At 62.3% G+C, this 15,783-nt stretch carries 16 protein-coding genes; 10 read left to right on the forward strand and 6 right to left on the reverse strand.

Features of this window, described 5'->3' with window-relative positions; translation table 11 throughout:
- The first annotated feature begins 13 nt into the window (after positions 1-13).
- From AC1Q6C_RS23085 to lysS, 3 genes are read left to right on the forward strand one after another with little or no spacing between them, the layout of a single operon-like run.
- Positions 14-847 (forward strand): NAD(P)H-binding protein, encoded by an 834-nt coding sequence (locus AC1Q6C_RS23085; RefSeq protein WP_083055974.1) that lies wholly within the window; start codon positions 14-16, stop codon positions 845-847.
- Positions 844-1,347 (forward strand): anthrone oxygenase family protein, encoded by a 504-nt coding sequence (locus tag AC1Q6C_RS23090; protein ID WP_208722009.1) that lies wholly within the window; start codon positions 844-846, stop codon positions 1,345-1,347. Before AC1Q6C_RS23085 ends, AC1Q6C_RS23090 begins: the two co-directional genes overlap by 4 nt.
- Positions 1,348-1,358: 11 nt before the next feature.
- Entirely contained in the window at positions 1,359-2,870 is a 1,512-nt protein-coding gene (gene lysS, locus AC1Q6C_RS23095) for a lysine--tRNA ligase (protein WP_003945834.1), read from the forward strand.
- A 110-nt stretch (positions 2,871-2,980) separates the two neighbouring features.
- On the opposite strand, the gene AC1Q6C_RS23100 is transcribed toward lysS, so the two are convergent.
- The gene (locus tag AC1Q6C_RS23100; RefSeq protein ID WP_054826784.1) at positions 2,981-3,433 is read right to left on the reverse strand and encodes a DUF8017 domain-containing protein; all 453 of its coding nucleotides are present in this window, start codon (positions 3,431-3,433) and stop codon (positions 2,981-2,983) included.
- Positions 3,434-3,512: 79 nt separating this feature from the next.
- Between AC1Q6C_RS23100 and AC1Q6C_RS23105 the strand changes: the two genes are divergently transcribed.
- The 5 genes from AC1Q6C_RS23105 (at position 3,513) to AC1Q6C_RS23125 (ending at position 9,192) form a co-directional block, all read left to right on the forward strand.
- Positions 3,513-3,851 carry a histone-like nucleoid-structuring protein Lsr2 gene (locus AC1Q6C_RS23105; RefSeq protein ID WP_003945673.1) on the forward strand — a complete coding sequence of 113 codons (339 nt, stop codon included), beginning with the start codon at positions 3,513-3,515 and terminating at the stop codon, positions 3,849-3,851.
- Positions 3,852-4,001: 150 nt separating this feature from the next.
- Positions 4,002-4,898, forward strand: coding sequence for an esterase/lipase family protein (locus AC1Q6C_RS23110; RefSeq protein WP_047269726.1), 897 nt, complete (start codon positions 4,002-4,004; stop codon positions 4,896-4,898).
- Positions 4,899-4,903: 5 nt separating this feature from the next.
- The gene (locus tag AC1Q6C_RS23115; protein ID WP_492666831.1) at positions 4,904-5,794 is read left to right on the forward strand and encodes an esterase/lipase family protein; all 891 of its coding nucleotides are present in this window, start codon (positions 4,904-4,906) and stop codon (positions 5,792-5,794) included.
- 297 nt (positions 5,795-6,091) lie between these two features.
- Entirely contained in the window at positions 6,092-8,635 is a 2,544-nt protein-coding gene (locus tag AC1Q6C_RS23120; RefSeq protein ID WP_133727743.1) for an ATP-dependent Clp protease ATP-binding subunit, read from the forward strand.
- 77 nt (positions 8,636-8,712) lie between these two features.
- Complete coding sequence (locus tag AC1Q6C_RS23125) at positions 8,713-9,192, forward strand: nucleoside deaminase (RefSeq protein WP_054187906.1); 480 nt, start codon at positions 8,713-8,715, stop codon at positions 9,190-9,192.
- Positions 9,193-9,249: 57 nt separating this feature from the next.
- Here AC1Q6C_RS23125 and fadD5 read toward each other — a convergent pair whose 3' ends face one another.
- The 3 genes from fadD5 to AC1Q6C_RS23140 all read right to left on the reverse strand — a co-directional run bounded on the left by fadD5 (position 9,250) and on the right by AC1Q6C_RS23140 (position 12,700).
- Positions 9,250-10,839: a fatty-acid--CoA ligase FadD5 gene (fadD5, locus tag AC1Q6C_RS23130; RefSeq protein WP_042451945.1), complete on the reverse strand. Its 1,590-nt coding sequence runs from the start codon at positions 10,837-10,839 to the stop codon at positions 9,250-9,252.
- Between the two features lie 95 nt (positions 10,840-10,934).
- Positions 10,935-11,714, reverse strand: a complete 780-nt coding sequence (locus AC1Q6C_RS23135; RefSeq protein WP_003945899.1) for an enoyl-CoA hydratase — start codon at positions 11,712-11,714, stop codon at positions 10,935-10,937.
- Positions 11,711-12,700 (reverse strand): NAD(P)H-dependent flavin oxidoreductase, encoded by a 990-nt coding sequence (locus AC1Q6C_RS23140; RefSeq protein ID WP_492666832.1) that lies wholly within the window; start codon positions 12,698-12,700, stop codon positions 11,711-11,713. Before AC1Q6C_RS23140 ends, AC1Q6C_RS23135 begins: the two co-directional genes overlap by 4 nt.
- 339 nt (positions 12,701-13,039) lie before the next feature.
- On the opposite strand from AC1Q6C_RS23140, the gene AC1Q6C_RS23145 reads away from it, so the two are divergent.
- Both AC1Q6C_RS23145 and AC1Q6C_RS23150 read left to right on the forward strand, forming a co-directional pair.
- Positions 13,040-14,263 (forward strand): TetR/AcrR family transcriptional regulator, encoded by a 1,224-nt coding sequence (locus AC1Q6C_RS23145; RefSeq protein ID WP_230359476.1) that lies wholly within the window; start codon positions 13,040-13,042, stop codon positions 14,261-14,263.
- Positions 14,264-14,361: 98 nt separating this feature from the next.
- On the forward strand, positions 14,362-14,796 hold the full coding sequence (locus tag AC1Q6C_RS23150) for an OsmC family protein (protein ID WP_007726950.1): 435 nt from the start codon (positions 14,362-14,364) through the stop codon (positions 14,794-14,796).
- On the opposite strand, the gene AC1Q6C_RS23155 is transcribed toward AC1Q6C_RS23150, so the two are convergent.
- Together AC1Q6C_RS23155 and AC1Q6C_RS23160 are read right to left on the reverse strand one after the other, a co-directional pair.
- A complete protein-coding gene (locus tag AC1Q6C_RS23155; protein WP_042923589.1) occupies positions 14,771-15,253 on the reverse strand; it encodes a hypothetical protein in 483 nt (160 codons plus the stop codon). The genes AC1Q6C_RS23150 and AC1Q6C_RS23155 overlap by 26 nt on opposite strands.
- Positions 15,250-15,765: a DUF4352 domain-containing protein gene (locus tag AC1Q6C_RS23160; protein WP_003945701.1), complete on the reverse strand. Its 516-nt coding sequence runs from the start codon at positions 15,763-15,765 to the stop codon at positions 15,250-15,252. The genes AC1Q6C_RS23155 and AC1Q6C_RS23160 overlap by 4 nt, the downstream gene beginning before the upstream one ends.
- Positions 15,766-15,783: the final 18 nt, after the last annotated feature.

A 15,783-nucleotide genomic window follows, 5' to 3' on the forward strand; every position in this document is an offset into this window, starting at 1 on the left:
GTCGAATGAGTGCATGACGACAACAAGCGACATTCAATCGGCAGTAGTGATCGGTGGTACCGGTAAGACCGGTGCGCGCGTTGCGCAGAGGCTGACGGCGGTGGGAATCCGTACCCGAATCGCGTCGAGAACATCCGGGACGCGTTTCGACTGGAACGATCAGACGACGTGGCAGCCAGCAGTGTCCGGCGTCGACGTGGCATATGTGACGTATGCGCCAGATCTGGCTGTTCCGGAATCGAGCGCCCACATCGAGGAGTTCGCGGAGCTTGCGTACCGCGAAGGGGTTCGTCGCATGGTGCTCCTGTCCGGGCGCGGTGAACCGGCGGCGCAGAAAGCCGAGCAGGTTCTCGCCGACAGCGGTCTGGAATGGGCTGTGGTGCGGGCCAGTTGGTTTGCCCAGAACTTCAGTGAGGGGTACCTACTCGATCCGATTCGGGAAGGCCACCTGGCACTTCCGGTCGGTGAGGTGGGGGAGCCGTTCATCGACGTCGACGATCTCGCCGACGTTGCGGTGGCCGCATTGACTCGAACCGACCTCCTCGGCCGAGTTCTCGAGGTGACAGGTCCGGAGTTGCTCACTTTCGCGGCGGCGGTTGATGCGATTTCGACGGCGTCGGGTCGTCTCGTGACATTCGAAAGAATTGGACTCAAACAGTTTTCCGACGGCATGGCGGAGGTCGGCGTCCCGAGTGACGTCGTGGAGTTACTCAGGTACCTGTTTGCCGAGGTTCTCGACGGACGAAATCAAAGTGTGACCGGTGTCGTCGAAGAGGTCCTGGAACGACCCGCTCGAGATTTCACCACTTTTGCCGCCGAGGCTGCCCGAACGGGGGTCTGGTCGTGAAGAAATCCGAGATTTTCTTGGAGCTGCTGCTCGGCGTGACTGCACTCGGCGCGCTCGTCGCCGGTGGTGCGTTGTTTGCCTTCTCTTCCTTCGTGATGCCCGCCCTGCGGTCGGTGGATGCACATACCGCGATCACGTCGATGCAGGCGATCAACGTCGAAGCGCCGCGTAGTGCGTTGATGCTGCCGCTGGTCGGATCGGCGCTCACCGCGATCGCCGCTGGAATCTGGGCATCGATCTCCAGACCGGACGGCTGGGTCCTTGCTGTCGTCGGTTGCGTCGGGGTGCTCGCGTCCTTCGCGGTGACCGCGTCCTACCACGTCCCTCGCAACGACGCTTTTGCCTCGGTCAGCGCTACCGACGCAGCCGCATGGGCGTCGTACGAGGCGGGTTGGACTATGTGGAATCACGTTCGGGTCGGGCTGTACCTGCTGTCGGGAATCGTGCTCGCGGTTGCCGCGGTGCTACCAGCAACAAACGCGGTGGACACGGCCCAGTAGTCTTGTACCCCGTGAGTGATGTAGAAGCCCAGCCAGTCGACGACACCCCCGAGCAGCTCCGTATCCGGCGCGAGAAGCGTGAACGGATCCTCGCGCAGGGGCAGGAGGCGTACCCGGTTTCGGTCGATCGCACCCACACGCTCGCGCAGATCCGCGCGGAGTACCCGGAACTCGAGCCGGACACGGCGACTGGCGTGCTGGTCGGCGTCGTCGGCCGCGTCATCTTCATGCGCAACACCGGCAAGTTGTGCTTCGCGACTCTGCAGGAAGGCGACGGTACCCAGCTGCAGGCCATGATCAGCCTCGCCGGCGTCGGCGAAGAGGCACTGGCTGCCTGGAAGTCCGACGTCGACCTCGGCGACTTCGTCTTCATCCACGGTGAGGTCATCAGCTCCCGTCGCGGCGAGCTCAGCGTGATGGCCGACGCGTGGCAGATCGCGTCCAAGTCGCTGCGCCCCCTGCCGGTTGCTCACAAGGAAATGAGCGAAGAGTCCCGGGTGCGTCAGCGCTACGCGGATCTGATCGTTCGCCCCGAGGCTCGGGACAACGCCCGCAAGCGTGTCGCTGTTGTCCGTGCGCTGCGCAATGCACTCGAGAGCCGCGGCTTCCTCGAGGTCGAGACGCCGATGCTGCAGACGCTGCACGGCGGCGCGGCAGCTCGCCCGTTCGTCACGCATTCGAACGCCCTCGACATCGACCTGTACCTGCGTATCGCGCCGGAACTGTTCCTCAAGCGTTGCGTCGTCGGCGGTATCGAGAAGGTCTTCGAGATCAACCGCAACTTCCGTAACGAGGGCGTCGACTCCACCCACTCGCCCGAGTTCGCAATGCTCGAGACGTACGAGGCCTACGGCACGTACGACGATTCCGCAAAGATGATTCGTGAACTCGTCCAGGAAGTTGCGCAGGAAGCATTCGGCACGCAGGTCCTCACCCTCGCCGACGGTTCCGAGTACGACGTCAGTGGCGAGTGGCAGGTTCTCGAGATGTACCCGTCGCTGTCGGCTGCCATCGGCACCGAGGTCACGCCGGATACGACGGTCGACGAGCTTCTCGCTCTGGCGGAGAAGGTCGGCCTCGAGGTTCCCAAGGACAAGGGCTACGGCCACGGCAAGCTCGTCGAGGAACTGTGGGAACACCAGTGCGGCGATCAGCTGTACGTGCCGACGTTCGTCCGTGACTTCCCGGTCGAGACATCGCCGCTGACCCGTGATCACCGCAGCAAGAAGGGTGTCACCGAGAAGTGGGACCTGTACATCCGCGGATTCGAGTTGGCGACCGGCTACTCCGAACTTGTCGACCCGGTCATCCAGCGTGAGCGCTTTGTCGACCAGGCGCGCCTCGCGTCGGCAGGCGACGACGAAGCGATGGTGCTGGACGAGGAGTTCCTCGCCGCGATGGAACAGGGCATGCCGCCGACCACCGGCACCGGCATGGGAATCGATCGACTGCTGATGGCTTTGACTGGTCTCGGTATTCGCGAGACGATCCTCTTCCCGATCGTTCGTCCGTCCGCTCGCTAGCTTTACTTCGATCAAGGTTCGGCCGCACATGTTGCGGCCGAACCTTTTTCAGTTGAGGCGCTCCCAAGGTATTCGATAGTTCCCAACGACATTCGCCTGCGGCAAAGGATTCATCCATGCGCGGTCGCCCGAGTTTCGGACTCTCGAATTGTTGCGATGATTTGGTCGATCGTGCCCTGGTTGAGTGCGTCAGGTAGTCCCCGATCCGACTGGACAAGGAAGACCATGACCTCGGCTGTGGAGTATCCGGGTGTGGTGACGACATCGAATTGTGCTGAGGGCGGATCGCATTCGTTGTCCGCCGGGATATTTGTGACGGTTGGGGTGTACCGGATCGCCGGGCGTCCGGAGATGGTGAAATTCGTGGGTCCGCCGTAAGCGATACTGGCGAGAGTGCCGTTCTTGGAGGCGAAGATTGCGCTCGGTAGAGGTCTTTTCTCGAGCCGTCGTCTGTCATGATTCCCCCGTCTGGATGCATCCCCCGATGCGCCGCAAAGAATGTATCGGCACTGTCTTTGTCGCAAGACAAGTCGACTGGCATACCCGGCGGAGATCAGTCCCAATCATCCTGACGAGCCGAGACAGGACGTTTGTCCAGGTGCTATTGTCGCTGCTTATCGAAGGATCTGGGGAGGAATGGTCGTGGTGAAAAAGGTTGTTGTCACGATGGTTGACGATCTGGACAAAAAATCGCCCGCCGACGAAACTGTGGAGTTTTCCGTCGACGGAGTTGCTTACGAAATCGATCTCACCGCCGCCCACGCCGCGGAACTGCGCGATGCACTGAAAAAGTGGATTCCTCATGCGAGAAAGTCGAATTCCGCCAAATCAGTCAACGGAGCGGTGACCAAATCCCGTCCCGTTGCGGACCGCGATCAGAGTGCCGCCATCCGCGAATGGGCCAAGGGTGCAGGCTTCGAGATTTCGGCCCGCGGTCGTATTTCCACCGAGGTGCGCCGAGCCTACGAAAAGGCCGTCTGAAATGGATCGCGAATGGATTCGGGCGCATTTTGCCGAAACGGATTGATAACGCGTTCTAGTTTGTTAGCGTCTGCACGGTTCGCATCTCTCGTAGAGGAGTCGGTCGTGCACAGAAACAGGTTGTTCGGGGGCGTGGTTCTTGCCGCTCTGATGCTCGTCGGGTTCACCTCCGTGGCTTCGGCTCAGGCCCCGTTGCCCGTGCCCAATGCCTTCCTTGCCGGTGTTCCTCAGGAGTTGGGAAATCCTGGCGGTTCAGCTCCTGGATCCAATGACTTTTCGTGTAAACCGACTGCCGAACATCCCAATCCGGTTGTGCTCGTTCACGGAACGGGTGGAAACAGGCAGACCAACTGGGCCACCTATGCGCCGTTGCTCGCCAACGAGGGCTACTGCGTCTTCGCGCTGACATACGGCAACTTCCCCGAGCAGCCGTGGCCGTTGTCGGCCATCGGTGGAATGCAGGAAATTCCTTCCAGTGCAGCGCAATTGTCGAATTTTGTCGATCAAGTACTTGATGCCACGGGTGCTACATCGGTAGATCTGATCGGACATTCCCAGGGCACCATCATCAACGGGTACTACGCGAAGTTCCTCGGTGGTGCCGACAAAGTGGACAACATCGTCTCGGTGGCGTCGCTGTGGAAGGGAACGCTCGGAAACGAGCAGGCAAGTGTCGGCCGCAGCCTTCGCGAACTCGGGGTATCCGAGGCAGCGCAGGCCGGATTCCCGATCTGCAAGGCATGTCTGAACATGGGGGCAGGCTCGGAGTTCATCGAAAATCTCCGTGCGGGAGGCGTTTACGCGCCGGGTGTTCACTATACGAACATCACCACCCGCTACGACGAACTGGTGCTGCCGTATACAAATGGGCTGGAGCCTGGGCCGAACGCCACCAACATCGTCGTCCAGGACGGTTGTGAGCAAGACATCTCCGATCACCTCGCCATCGCGGCATCGCTGCGCGCCGCGACTTTTGCTCTCAATGCACTCGACCCCGCGCATCAGCGGCCGGTACCGTGCAACTCGGTATTGCCCGTCGTGGGTTGATCACTATGCGGAGGCCTTCGGTGGGGATTCGAACATGCGTGGGCGCTCTCGCTGTGGCGGGAGCCGTGGCCGTGTCCGCGCCGTCTCTTGCGTCGGCGAACGAACCTCTTCCCGTCCCGTCCGGTTTCCTCAGTGGAATCGCCCTCGAAGCGACCAACCCGGGCGGATCGGCCCCTGGCACCAACGACTTCTCGTGCACGCCTTCCGCTGCTCATCCTGATCCAGTCGTCCTGGTGCACGGGACGGCGGCCAACCGTCAGACCAATTGGGGCGTACTCGCACCCGTACTGGCCAACGAGGGATACTGCGTTTTTGCGCTCACCTTCGGGAATCGAACGGACCAGCCGTGGCCGATTTCCGCAGCCGGCGGTCTCGCACCACTCGGAGACAGCGCAGGGCAGCTGTCGGACTTCGTCGACGACGTTCTCTCTGCGACGGGTGCCTCGAAGGTCGACCTGATCGGGCACTCCCAGGGGACGACGGTCAGTGCCTACTACGCCAAGTTCCTCGGCGGTGACACGCACGTTTCCAAGATCGTCTCCATCGCTCCGATGTGGGACGGCTCGGAGGTCGGCCCGCCGGAAGGCGTCGGGGGACCGGATTTCGACAACGCCAGCTTCGTCACCGAACTGCGCGACGCGGGCGTCTACTCCGATGACGTCGAGTACACCAACATCGTGACTCGGTTCGATCAAGTGGTCGTTCCGTACAGCAGCGGAATACTGGTCGCGTCGAACGCGTCGAACATAGTTGTTCAGGACGGTTGCGAACAGGACCTGTCGGATCACATCGCGCTGGTGGCGTCGCAGCGAACGGCGACTCTGACGCTCAACGCGCTGGATCCGTCGAATCCGCGTGAGGTGCCGTGCGCTCGGGTACTCCCGATATTCGGCTGATCAGGCGTCGAAAATCGCTGTTCGCTTCAGGCGTACAGGAACCGGGAAACGATTCCCTCAGCTGCGACGTTGTGAACGGTAAGCAGTCCGGCTTCCGCCGCCAATCGGGTGGAGGAGCAGCAGGTGGACTTCGCGCCCTCTAGAGTAATAAGTGGGGTCGTGCAACCTTTGTCGATTCGTGGACGTCAGTCCGCTGACCGGCGAGGCGATCAGTCTGTAGTGCCGGAGCGAAACGCGGCGACCAGGGACGAGACATCCGGTCTCGAACCTGCCCGCCGGAGAGTGTGAGGGAGAGCGATGTTCGAGAGGTTCACCGATCGCGCGCGGCGCGTTGTTGTCCTGGCTCAAGAAGAAGCCAGGATGCTCAACCACAACTACATCGGCACGGAGCACATCCTTCTCGGCCTCATTCACGAGGGCGAAGGTGTCGCAGCCAAGTCGTTGGAGTCGTTGGGTATCTCCCTCGAGGGAGTCCGCAGCCAGGTCGAGGAGATCATCGGCCAGGGCCAGCAGGCTCCGTCCGGTCACATCCCCTTCACACCGCGCGCCAAGAAAGTCCTCGAGCTGAGTCTGCGCGAAGCGCTGCAGCTCGGACACAACTACATCGGTACGGAGCACATCCTGCTCGGTCTCATCCGTGAGGGTGAGGGCGTAGCAGCCCAGGTTCTGGTCAAGCTCGGTGCCGATCTCAACCGCGTCCGCCAGCAGGTCATCCAGCTGCTGTCGGGCTACCAGGGCAAAGAGCCCACCGAAACCGGTGGCACCCGCGGAGAGGCCGGCACGCCGTCCACCTCGCTCGTGCTCGACCAGTTCGGTCGCAACCTGACGCAAGCTGCCCTCGAAGGCAAGCTGGACCCGGTCATCGGCCGCTCGAAGGAAATCGAGCGTGTCATGCAGGTTCTCTCGCGTCGTACCAAGAACAACCCGGTTCTCATCGGTGAACCCGGTGTCGGTAAGACCGCTGTGGTCGAGGGCCTGGCTCAGGCAATCGTCAACGGTGAGGTCCCCGAGACCCTCAAGGACAAGCAGCTGTACACGCTCGACCTCGGGTCGCTCGTGGCCGGCAGCCGTTACCGCGGTGACTTCGAAGAGCGCCTGAAGAAGGTTCTCAAGGAGATCAACACCCGCGGCGACATCATCCTGTTCATCGACGAGCTGCACACCCTCGTGGGTGCGGGCGCGGCCGAGGGCGCTATTGACGCGGCCTCCATCCTCAAGCCCAAGCTTGCTCGCGGTGAGCTGCAGACCATCGGTGCCACCACGCTCGACGAGTACCGCAAGTACATCGAGAAGGATGCTGCTCTCGAGCGTCGTTTCCAGCCCGTTCAGGTGGGCGAGCCGACCGTCGAGCACACCATCGAGATCCTCAAGGGTCTTCGTGACCGCTACGAGGCTCACCACCGTGTCTCCATCACGGACGGTGCTCTCGTGGCAGCGGCGACGCTGGCCGACCGCTACATCAACGACCGCTTCTTGCCGGACAAGGCGATCGACCTCATCGACGAGGCGGGCGCGCGAATGCGCATCCGTCGGATGACTGCACCGCCGGACCTGCGCGAATTCGACGATCGCATCGCCGACGCGCGTCGCGAGAAGGAGTCCGCGATCGACGCGCAGGACTTCGAGAAGGCTGCGAACCTGCGTGACAAGGAGAAGACCCTCGTTGCTCAGCGCGCTGAGCGTGAGAAGCAGTGGCGTGCGGGCGACCTGGACGTCATTGCCGAGGTCGACGACGAGCAGATCGCCGAGGTTCTGGGCAACTGGACCGGTATCCCCGTCTTCAAGCTCACCGAGGAGGAGACCACTCGTCTGCTCCGCATGGAAGAGGAACTGCACAAGCGGATCATCGGCCAGGAAGAGGCGGTCAAGTCCGTCTCGAAGGCGATCCGTCGTACGCGTGCAGGTCTGAAGGATCCCAAGCGTCCCTCGGGCTCGTTCATCTTCGCCGGCCCGTCCGGTGTCGGTAAGACGGAGCTCGCGAAGTCGCTCGCCAACTTCCTGTTCGGTGACGACGACGCTCTGATCCAGATCGACATGGGCGAGTTCCACGACCGCTTCACCGCTTCGCGTCTGTTCGGTGCCCCTCCCGGGTACGTCGGATACGAAGAGGGCGGCCAGCTCACCGAGAAGGTGCGCCGCAAGCCGTTCAGCGTCGTGCTGTTCGACGAGATCGAGAAGGCACACCAGGAGATCTACAACACCCTCCTGCAGGTGCTCGAGGACGGCCGTCTCACCGACGGTCAGGGACGTACCGTCGACTTCAAGAACACGGTGCTGATCTTCACGTCCAACCTCGGTACGTCTGACATCTCCAAGGCAGTCGGCCTGGGCTTCAGCTCGGGAACGGGCACGGAGTCGAACTACGAGCGCATGAAGCTCAAGGTTCACGACGAGCTGAAGAAGCACTTCCGTCCCGAGTTCTTGAACCGTATCGACGACATCGTCGTCTTCCATCAGCTCACGAACGAGCAGATCGTTCAGATGGTCGACCTGATGCTCGCTCGCGTCGAGGCGGCACTCAAGAACAAGGACATGGCCATGGAGGTCACCGACAAGGCCAAGTCGCTTCTGGCCAAGCGCGGATTCGATCCGGTACTGGGTGCACGACCGCTGCGTCGCACCATCCAGCGCGAGATCGAGGACCAGATGTCCGAGAAGATCCTCTTCGGAGAGATCGGACCCGGCCACATCGTGCTCGTCGACGTCGAGAACTGGGACGGCGAAGGCTCGGGCGAGGACGCGAAGTTCACGTTCACGCCTACCAAGAAGCCGATCGACGTGCCGGACGCACCGCCGATCGAGCTGACCAAGGCCGGCGAAAGCGAAAGCGCAGCAGACTAGTACAGCAGAGTAGGTAACGAACGGGCGGCACCTCACCGGTGCCGCCCGTTTCGTGTATCACGGGAGAGGGCGTACACATGAACGACATCGAACTGGGTCACCTGCGTCGTTGCGTCGAATTGGCAACGGAAGCATTGGATGCGGGCGACGAACCTTTCGGTTCCGTCCTGGCAGCGGCCGACGGAACATTTCTGGCGGAAGATCGAAACCGGATCGCGGGCGGCGACAACACTCGCCACCCCGAGTTCGAGCTGGCTCGGTGGGCGGCCCAGTACCTGACGCCGGAAGAGCGTTCGACGGCAACGGTGTTCACCTCGGGAGAGCACTGCGCGATGTGTTCGGCCGCGCACGCGTGGGTGGGCCTCGGACGGATCGTCTACATCTGCTCTTCGGCCCAACTCGGCGACTGGCTCGCGGAGTGGGGTGTGTCCCCGGCGCCGGTGAAGTCTCTGTCCGTCAACGAGGTTGCGCCGAACGTCCCGGTCGAAGGCCCGGTGCCGGAGTTGGTTCCGCTGGTGCGAGAACTGCATCGGAAGTTGCATTCGCAGAGCGCTTGACGGGCACACACAAACGGGCGGCACCTCGCTGGAGGTGCCGCCCGTTTGCGTGTGAAGTCAGGAAACTGCGTCGACCGCTCGAACCTTCTCTCGCAGTTCACCCTTGACGACCTTGCCGCTTGCATTGCGCGGCAGTGCTTCCACGACGACGATGTCCTTCGGGTGCTTGTAGCGCGCGAGACGATCGTTGAGGAAGCTGCTCAGCTCCTCGATGGTCAGGTCCACGGCTGAACCTGGCGCCATCGCGACGATCGCTACCGGCACCTCGCCCCACTTGGTGTCGGGGCGACCGACGACGGCCGCTTCGACGATCAATTCGTGTTCGTAGAGAACGTTTTCCACCTCCGCGCAGTAGATGTTCTCTCCGCCGGAGATGATCATGTCCTTCTTGCGATCCACGACGTAGACGAAGCCTTCGTCGTCGACTCGAACGAGATCGCCGGAGTGGAACCATCCACCGTGGAAGGCGTCAGCGGTGGCGGTGGGGTTGTTCCAGTATTCGCTCATCATCGTGGGCCCGCGGTAGACGATTTCACCGATTTCACCGGGTGCCACGTCGTCCATGTTCTCGTCGACGACCCTGGCCGAGATGGTCGGGATGACCCGACCGACGGATCCGAGCTTACGAATCGCATCCTCGCCGTCGAGAACGCAAGTGATGGGCGACATCTCGGTCTGACCGAAGACCGCGACATTGAATGCGTCCGGGAAGGTTTCGGCCATTGCCCGCAGGATCGTATCGGACGACGGTGCGGCGCCCCACGAGATGTTCTTCAGCGACAGTGCTCGAGGTTGCGCCTTCTGTACTGCGCACACGGCCTGCCATTGCACGGGCACGAGGAACAAGCTGGTGACCTTCTCGGCTTCCAGAATGTCGAGTAGTTGACCCGGGTCGAATGCGCCGACCGGATGGATCACCGTGGTCGTGCCGAGTTGCAGGCTCGGCGCTATGGAACCGAGGGCTGCGATGTGGAACATGGGCGACGCACAGAAGCCGATGGAATCGGCATTGAACAGGTGGAAGGCCCTGATACAGGTCAATGCTTGCGAAGACAGGTTGGAGTGGGAGAGCACCGAGCCCTTGGGGCGACCGGTGGTTCCCGAGGTGTACATGATGAGTGCAGGAGTGTCGTCCGGGATGTCGACGAACGCGTGCGACTCGCCCTCTTCGCTGATCAAGTCCTCGTAATTCAGGCTGTCACCCTCGGCGGGGGCGCCTACGGTGATGGAGATGTCGATACCCTCGGACGCGGCTCGCGCAGCTCCGGCCAACGGAGCCAACGGTCCTTCGGCGACAATGACTTTGGAGCCGGAGTCGTTTACCAGATAAGCGACCTCGGGTGGTGTCAGACGGAAGTTCACCGGAACAGCGATGGCGCCCAGTGCGTTGGTCGCGAGCACGACCTCGAGGTATTCGGGGCGGTTGAGCATCAGGATGAGCACGCGGTCGCCGAAGCTGACGCCGCGTCGGGCAAGAGCGTCCGCCAGCTTCTCGACGCGTGCGTCGAGGGTGCTCCAGGTGATGGAATCGCCCAGGAATCGCAGTGCGGTGCGATCGGGAATCATCTGCGCATGCCTGGCGATCTGATTGTTCCAGTTGGTGCGGCGTGAACGCTGCGCCTCGGAGACTGCATCGGTGGAGGCCATCGATGGGTTCCTCTCATGCGTGGGTGATTGTGTGACTCAGGCTACAGTGAGCCGTCGATTCGTACAGTGGTTTTGTTAACGAAAATTCGCAGTGATTACTTGAAGTGGGGCGCGCGTTTCTGCAGCATCGCCATCGCGCCTTCTTTGAAGTCCTCGCCAGTGAGAAGTTCTGCCTGACCGGTATTTTCGAGCTCCAGCGCAGCATCGAGGCGGTCCAGTGTCGCCGCATTGAGTGCGCGCTTGGTGAGTTCGAGGGCGCGTCGGGGAGCCTTCGACGTGCGATCGACGACGGAGTCGACGAGTGCGTCGAACGCGTCGTCGGCGACGGTGCGGGACACGAGCCCGAACCGCTCTGCGTCCTCGGCGGAAACTCGCTCGCCCAGCAATGCCATCTCGGCCGCTCGGGCGCGTCCGATCGCTGCCGGTACCAACGCACTGGCGCCGCCGTCGGGCATCAAGCCGATGTTGACGAAGGAGAGGAGGAAATAGGCGCTCGATGCGGCGTACGTCAGGTCCGCGGCTAGAGCGATGGACACGCCGACGCCGGCGGCCGGGCCGTTGACCGCGGCGATCACCGGGACCGGGGCGCTGGTGATGGCGCGAATCAGCGAAGTCGCCGCATCCATGACGACTTTCGGGTCTGCGGGGTTGACGGCCGCTGCGGCGAGGTCGGCTCCGGTGCAGAACGCTCGACCGGATCCGGTGATGACGATGGTGCGAACGGCCGGGTCTGCGCCGCCGTCGTGGACGGCAGCTGCGAAAGCAGTCATCGTGGGCAGATCGATCGCGTTCATCCGCTTCGGGCGGTCGAAGGTCAATCGCAGTACACCGTCGGTGATTTCGGAGCGAAAGCCCGTCTCGGCGGTGGCGGTCATGCCGCGCTCACAGCCGTGACGAATCCGGAAAGCCGTGAGGTGATGAGGTGTTCGGCCTCCGAGACCATGCGGTCGATCATGTCTGCGACGGTCGGGATGTCGTTGATCAATCCTTGGCTCTGTCCGGCGGACCAGATGCCTGCATCGAGGTCGCCGTCCTCGAAGACCTTGCGTCCGCGGGCTCCGGCTACCAGATGCTGAATGTCGCTGAACTGCGCGTCGCCACGTGCTTCGATGTCGACGACCTCGGCACTGATCGCATTCGCGGCTACGCGCGCGGTGTTGTGAAGGGTCCGGAAGATCAGCTTGGTGTCGCGTTCGGTGTTTGCGACAATCTGCTCTTTAACCGATTGTGCGACAGGGGATTCCACGGTACACATGAAGCGAGTTCCCATGTTGACGCCGTCTGCTCCGAGCGCAAGCGCCGCGACGAGTCCACGTGAATCTGCGATTCCGCCTGAAGCGATCACCGGAATCGTGAGTTGCTGCGTGGCCGCCGGAATCAGAATGAGCCCTGGTATGTCGTCCTCGCCTGGGTGCCCGGCGCATTCGAAGCCGTCGATGCTGACGGCGTCGACGCCCAGTCTCTCGGCTTTGACCGCATGTCGAACTGCAGTGCACTTGTGGATAACCTTCACGCCCGCGTCCTTGAAATGCGGAAGATGATCGATCGGATTGGAACCGGCGGTTTCGACGATCTTGATCCCGGATTCGATGATCGCCTGGCGGTATTCGGCGTACGGCGGCGGCGTGATCGACGGCAGAATAGTGAGATTGACGCCGAAAGGCTTGTCGGTGAGATCGCGGGTTCGAGCAATTTCCTTGACGAGGTCTTCCGGTGCGGGTTGAGTGAGGCCCGTCAAGAACCCGAGGGCGCCGGAATTTGCCGTGGCCGCAACAAGTTCTGCCCGTCCCACCCACATCATGCCCCCTTGCACGATGGGATGGTCAACGCCGAACATTTCGGTGAAGCGAGTGCGAATCATCTGCTCACAACTACTTTCTTACGGTCGGTCATTCGGCATCGAACCCTCTTGCGGGCGAAGAAAACTTCACGCCGCAGGGAACGAGCCCGCCAGCGGACTACGTGCGAGGTTGTGCGAATCGTCACTAACATAACACCGCTGAGAGAGCGGGTGTCAAGACTCTTTTTCCGGAATCCGTCCGCCGCTACAACGGCGTTGTAGGGTTTCGGGTGAAGCAGTACCGGGCGCGAATTGCGACCTTCGCGACGGTTAACATGATCCGTTCGGACTCGCGCCCGTGGAAGTGCGGTGCAGCGGACGAAGGCAGTGCAAGAGAAAGCAACGGAAGTGGAGGGTCAGGTGCCCGGACAGACACGCGTCTCCGTGCGTGGCGGCGACCCTGCACCACGGACGCGTCCGAAGAATCGGAAGGCGCAAATCGCGGCCGCTGCTGCGGAAGCATTCAGCGAACGTGGCTACCACGCGGTGGGCATCGACGAGATCGCAGCGAAGGTCGGAATTTCCGGTCCGGCCCTCTATCGTCATTTCCCCACGAAATACGCCCTGTTCGTCTACACCGTGAACAACCTGACGCAGGCGTTGTTGGATGCCAGCGATCCAGCTGTGCACGGAAACGAAAATCCACGCGAGCAGTTGAACTCCACGATGGTGGGTGTCATCCGCGCGACGATCGAGAATCGGCGCCGGGGAGGGCTCTACCGATGGGAGGGCAGGTATCTGGTCGACGAGGATCGTGAGCAATTGCGGGTGGGAATGCGCACGCTCAATCTTCGGATCGCCGAGCCGCTGGGAGCGGTTCGTCCGGAACTCGACCCGGCGGATGTAGAACTCATCGCGCCCGCCGTGCTCAGTGTGATCGCCAGTATCACCGGTCATCGATCCGCGTTGTCCGGCAAGCAGATCGAAGCGCTGATTCTTGCGGCATGCTGGTCCGTCATCGGCGTCGAATTGCCCGCTGCCGAGGAGGACGGCGCGAGGGCAGGGGCGTCCGAACGCAAAACAGGCCTCGTACGGACGTCGAAACGCGAAGTGCTGCTTCAGGAAGCAGTGTTGCTGTTCTATCAGCGCGGCTACCACGACGTGAGCATCGAGGAGATCGGTGCCGCGGCGGGTATCAACGCGTCGAGTGTGTATCGGCACTTCGCGAGCAAGGCCGACCTTCTTGCTGCGGCCTTCCACCGTGCGTCCGATCGTCTGACTATGACGTTGGGCTCGGCGTTGGCTGAGTCGGAGACTCCTCTCGCGGCCGTCGAGACGTTGGCGAAGATGTACGTCGAGGTTTCGTTCGGAACCAGCGAACTGTTGGCCGTGTACTTTGCCGAGATCGGCAGCTTGCCGGATCGATCACGGACCGAGTTGCGCAACATTCAGCGTTTGAACGTCGAGGAGTGGGCGCACTTGTGTGTCGAGGCGCGTCCGGAGTTGACGATCGTCCAAGCGCGGTTCCTCGTCCACGCGGCGCTCGGACTGGTCTTCGACATCGGCCGAATTGTGCACTTTTCCTCGGAGAACTCCGCGCAGGCCCGCGTCGAGAAACTGCTGTCCGCGACGCTCCTCGGGTAGTCCCGCCCGAAACAGTAGGTGTGACTTCACGTATCGCGGGTAGGTTCGTGATCGCAAGGCGTTCACCGAATCATGTGAAGACGGAAGTAGGGACAGCAATGCCAACTCGTACCGCACGCACCGCCTGGAACGGCACCCTCGAGGCCGGATCGGGACAGGTGGAACTCACCAGCTCGGGCGTCGCCACCTTCGACGTGTCGTTCCCCAAGCGCGCAGCTGAGGAGGCCGGCGGAACCACCAGCCCCGAGGAACTCATCGCCGCGGCGCATTCGTCCTGCTACGCGATGCAGTTGTCGGCCCTGATCGCCGAGGCCGGCGGGACCCCCCAGAGCCTCGACATCACCGCGGACGTGTCACTCGGCCCCGACACGGTCGGATTCAAGCTCACCGGAATCAAGCTCACCGTTCGCGCCGAGGTCGACGGCCTCGACGCCGACGGTTTTGCCAAGGTTGCCCAGGCGGCCAAGGAAACCTGCCCGGTCAGCAAGGCACTGACCGGCGTCGACATCACGTTGGATGCGGCCCTGGACTGATCATCTCGCGCTCGGGCGCCCCCTCCGGCGCCCGAGTGCGGTGGTGTGTGACGACCAGATAGCTCGCGAACAGGATCGGGAGCACCCACAGGTCCGAGGGATCGCGATAGACCAGGATCGGCAAGAGATCTCCGCGGAATCCTCCTGCGGTCAGGCGGAGAAACCCGATCACCCACTCGTATGCGTCGCCGATCGGCGATATCACCTTCACGGCGGCGAAGCCGATCCCCGTGACTGCGATGGACCAGGCGATCGCTGCTCGCCCCACCAGACTTCGCCTGAGCACCTCGAGAACCGAGAGCAGAAGCAGGGGAAGCAGGAACACACCGGCAACGTCGGACAGCTTGCCCGTCATCGTGTTCCCGAATGCCCCTTTGAGTACGTGGTCGTTGATCAAGATGACGGCCACCGAGACCAGTGCCCACGGATTCAGCAGCAGATCGCCCGGACGGTTCACGACAGGTTGATGGTTGCCGAGCCGGACGAGAACAGATCGCACTTGAACTGAAGGCGCAGACCGGTGGCGGCTTCGGGGACCTCGTACGCCAATTCGCCTCGTTTGGCAGCGCCCGGCGCGAGCTCTCCGTCGACACTCGAAGTGCTGCTGTCGGTGAACGTGATGTTGTACGACTTGTTTGCCGAGTCCTGCAGTTCGAAGCACATCATCGACGAGACCGTCGACGGCTTGTCACTGTTGTTGGTGACCTCGGTGTCGACCACGACGTAGCGGTTTCCGGGATCAGCGGTGATGAACTGATTGGTCGAGACGTAGGGATCGACGACGCCGTGTACCTGGACGCGCCAGTCGCCCAGTTCGACGACGTCACCGATTCCGAAGGCGGCCGCAGGTGCGGCGGAAGAACCGTTGTCGTCGACCTTCTTCGCTTCGTCGGTCTCGCCCGAGGCGATGGTTGCGAACAGGGCTGCGCCGACGGCGAGGAGGGCGAGGGGAGTGCGGAGTGATCGCATGATGTGCGCCTTTCGAGA

It is taken from the genome of Rhodococcus sp. MT28 (assembly GCF_058792695.1).

Coding starts and splice junctions, on each gene's coding strand:
- AC1Q6C_RS23140 (WP_492666832.1), bottom strand. CDS start 12,700: ATGATTCGCACTCGCTTCACCGAAATGTTCGGCGTTGACCATCCCATC.
- AC1Q6C_RS23160 (WP_003945701.1), bottom strand. CDS start 15,765: ATGCGATCACTCCGCACTCCCCTCGCCCTCCTCGCCGTCGGCGCAGCC.
- fadD5 (WP_042451945.1), bottom strand. CDS start 10,839: ATGGCCTCCACCGATGCAGTCTCCGAGGCGCAGCGTTCACGCCGCACC.
- AC1Q6C_RS23120 (WP_133727743.1), top strand. CDS start 6,092: ATGTTCGAGAGGTTCACCGATCGCGCGCGGCGCGTTGTTGTCCTGGCT.
- AC1Q6C_RS23135 (WP_003945899.1), bottom strand. CDS start 11,714: ATGACCGCCACCGCCGAGACGGGCTTTCGCTCCGAAATCACCGACGGT.
- AC1Q6C_RS23125 (WP_054187906.1), top strand. CDS start 8,713: ATGAACGACATCGAACTGGGTCACCTGCGTCGTTGCGTCGAATTGGCA.
- AC1Q6C_RS23150 (WP_007726950.1), top strand. CDS start 14,362: ATGCCAACTCGTACCGCACGCACCGCCTGGAACGGCACCCTCGAGGCC.
- AC1Q6C_RS23110 (WP_047269726.1), top strand. CDS start 4,002: ATGCTCGTCGGGTTCACCTCCGTGGCTTCGGCTCAGGCCCCGTTGCCC.
- AC1Q6C_RS23115 (WP_492666831.1), top strand. CDS start 4,904: ATGCGGAGGCCTTCGGTGGGGATTCGAACATGCGTGGGCGCTCTCGCT.
- AC1Q6C_RS23085 (WP_083055974.1), top strand. CDS start 14: ATGACGACAACAAGCGACATTCAATCGGCAGTAGTGATCGGTGGTACC.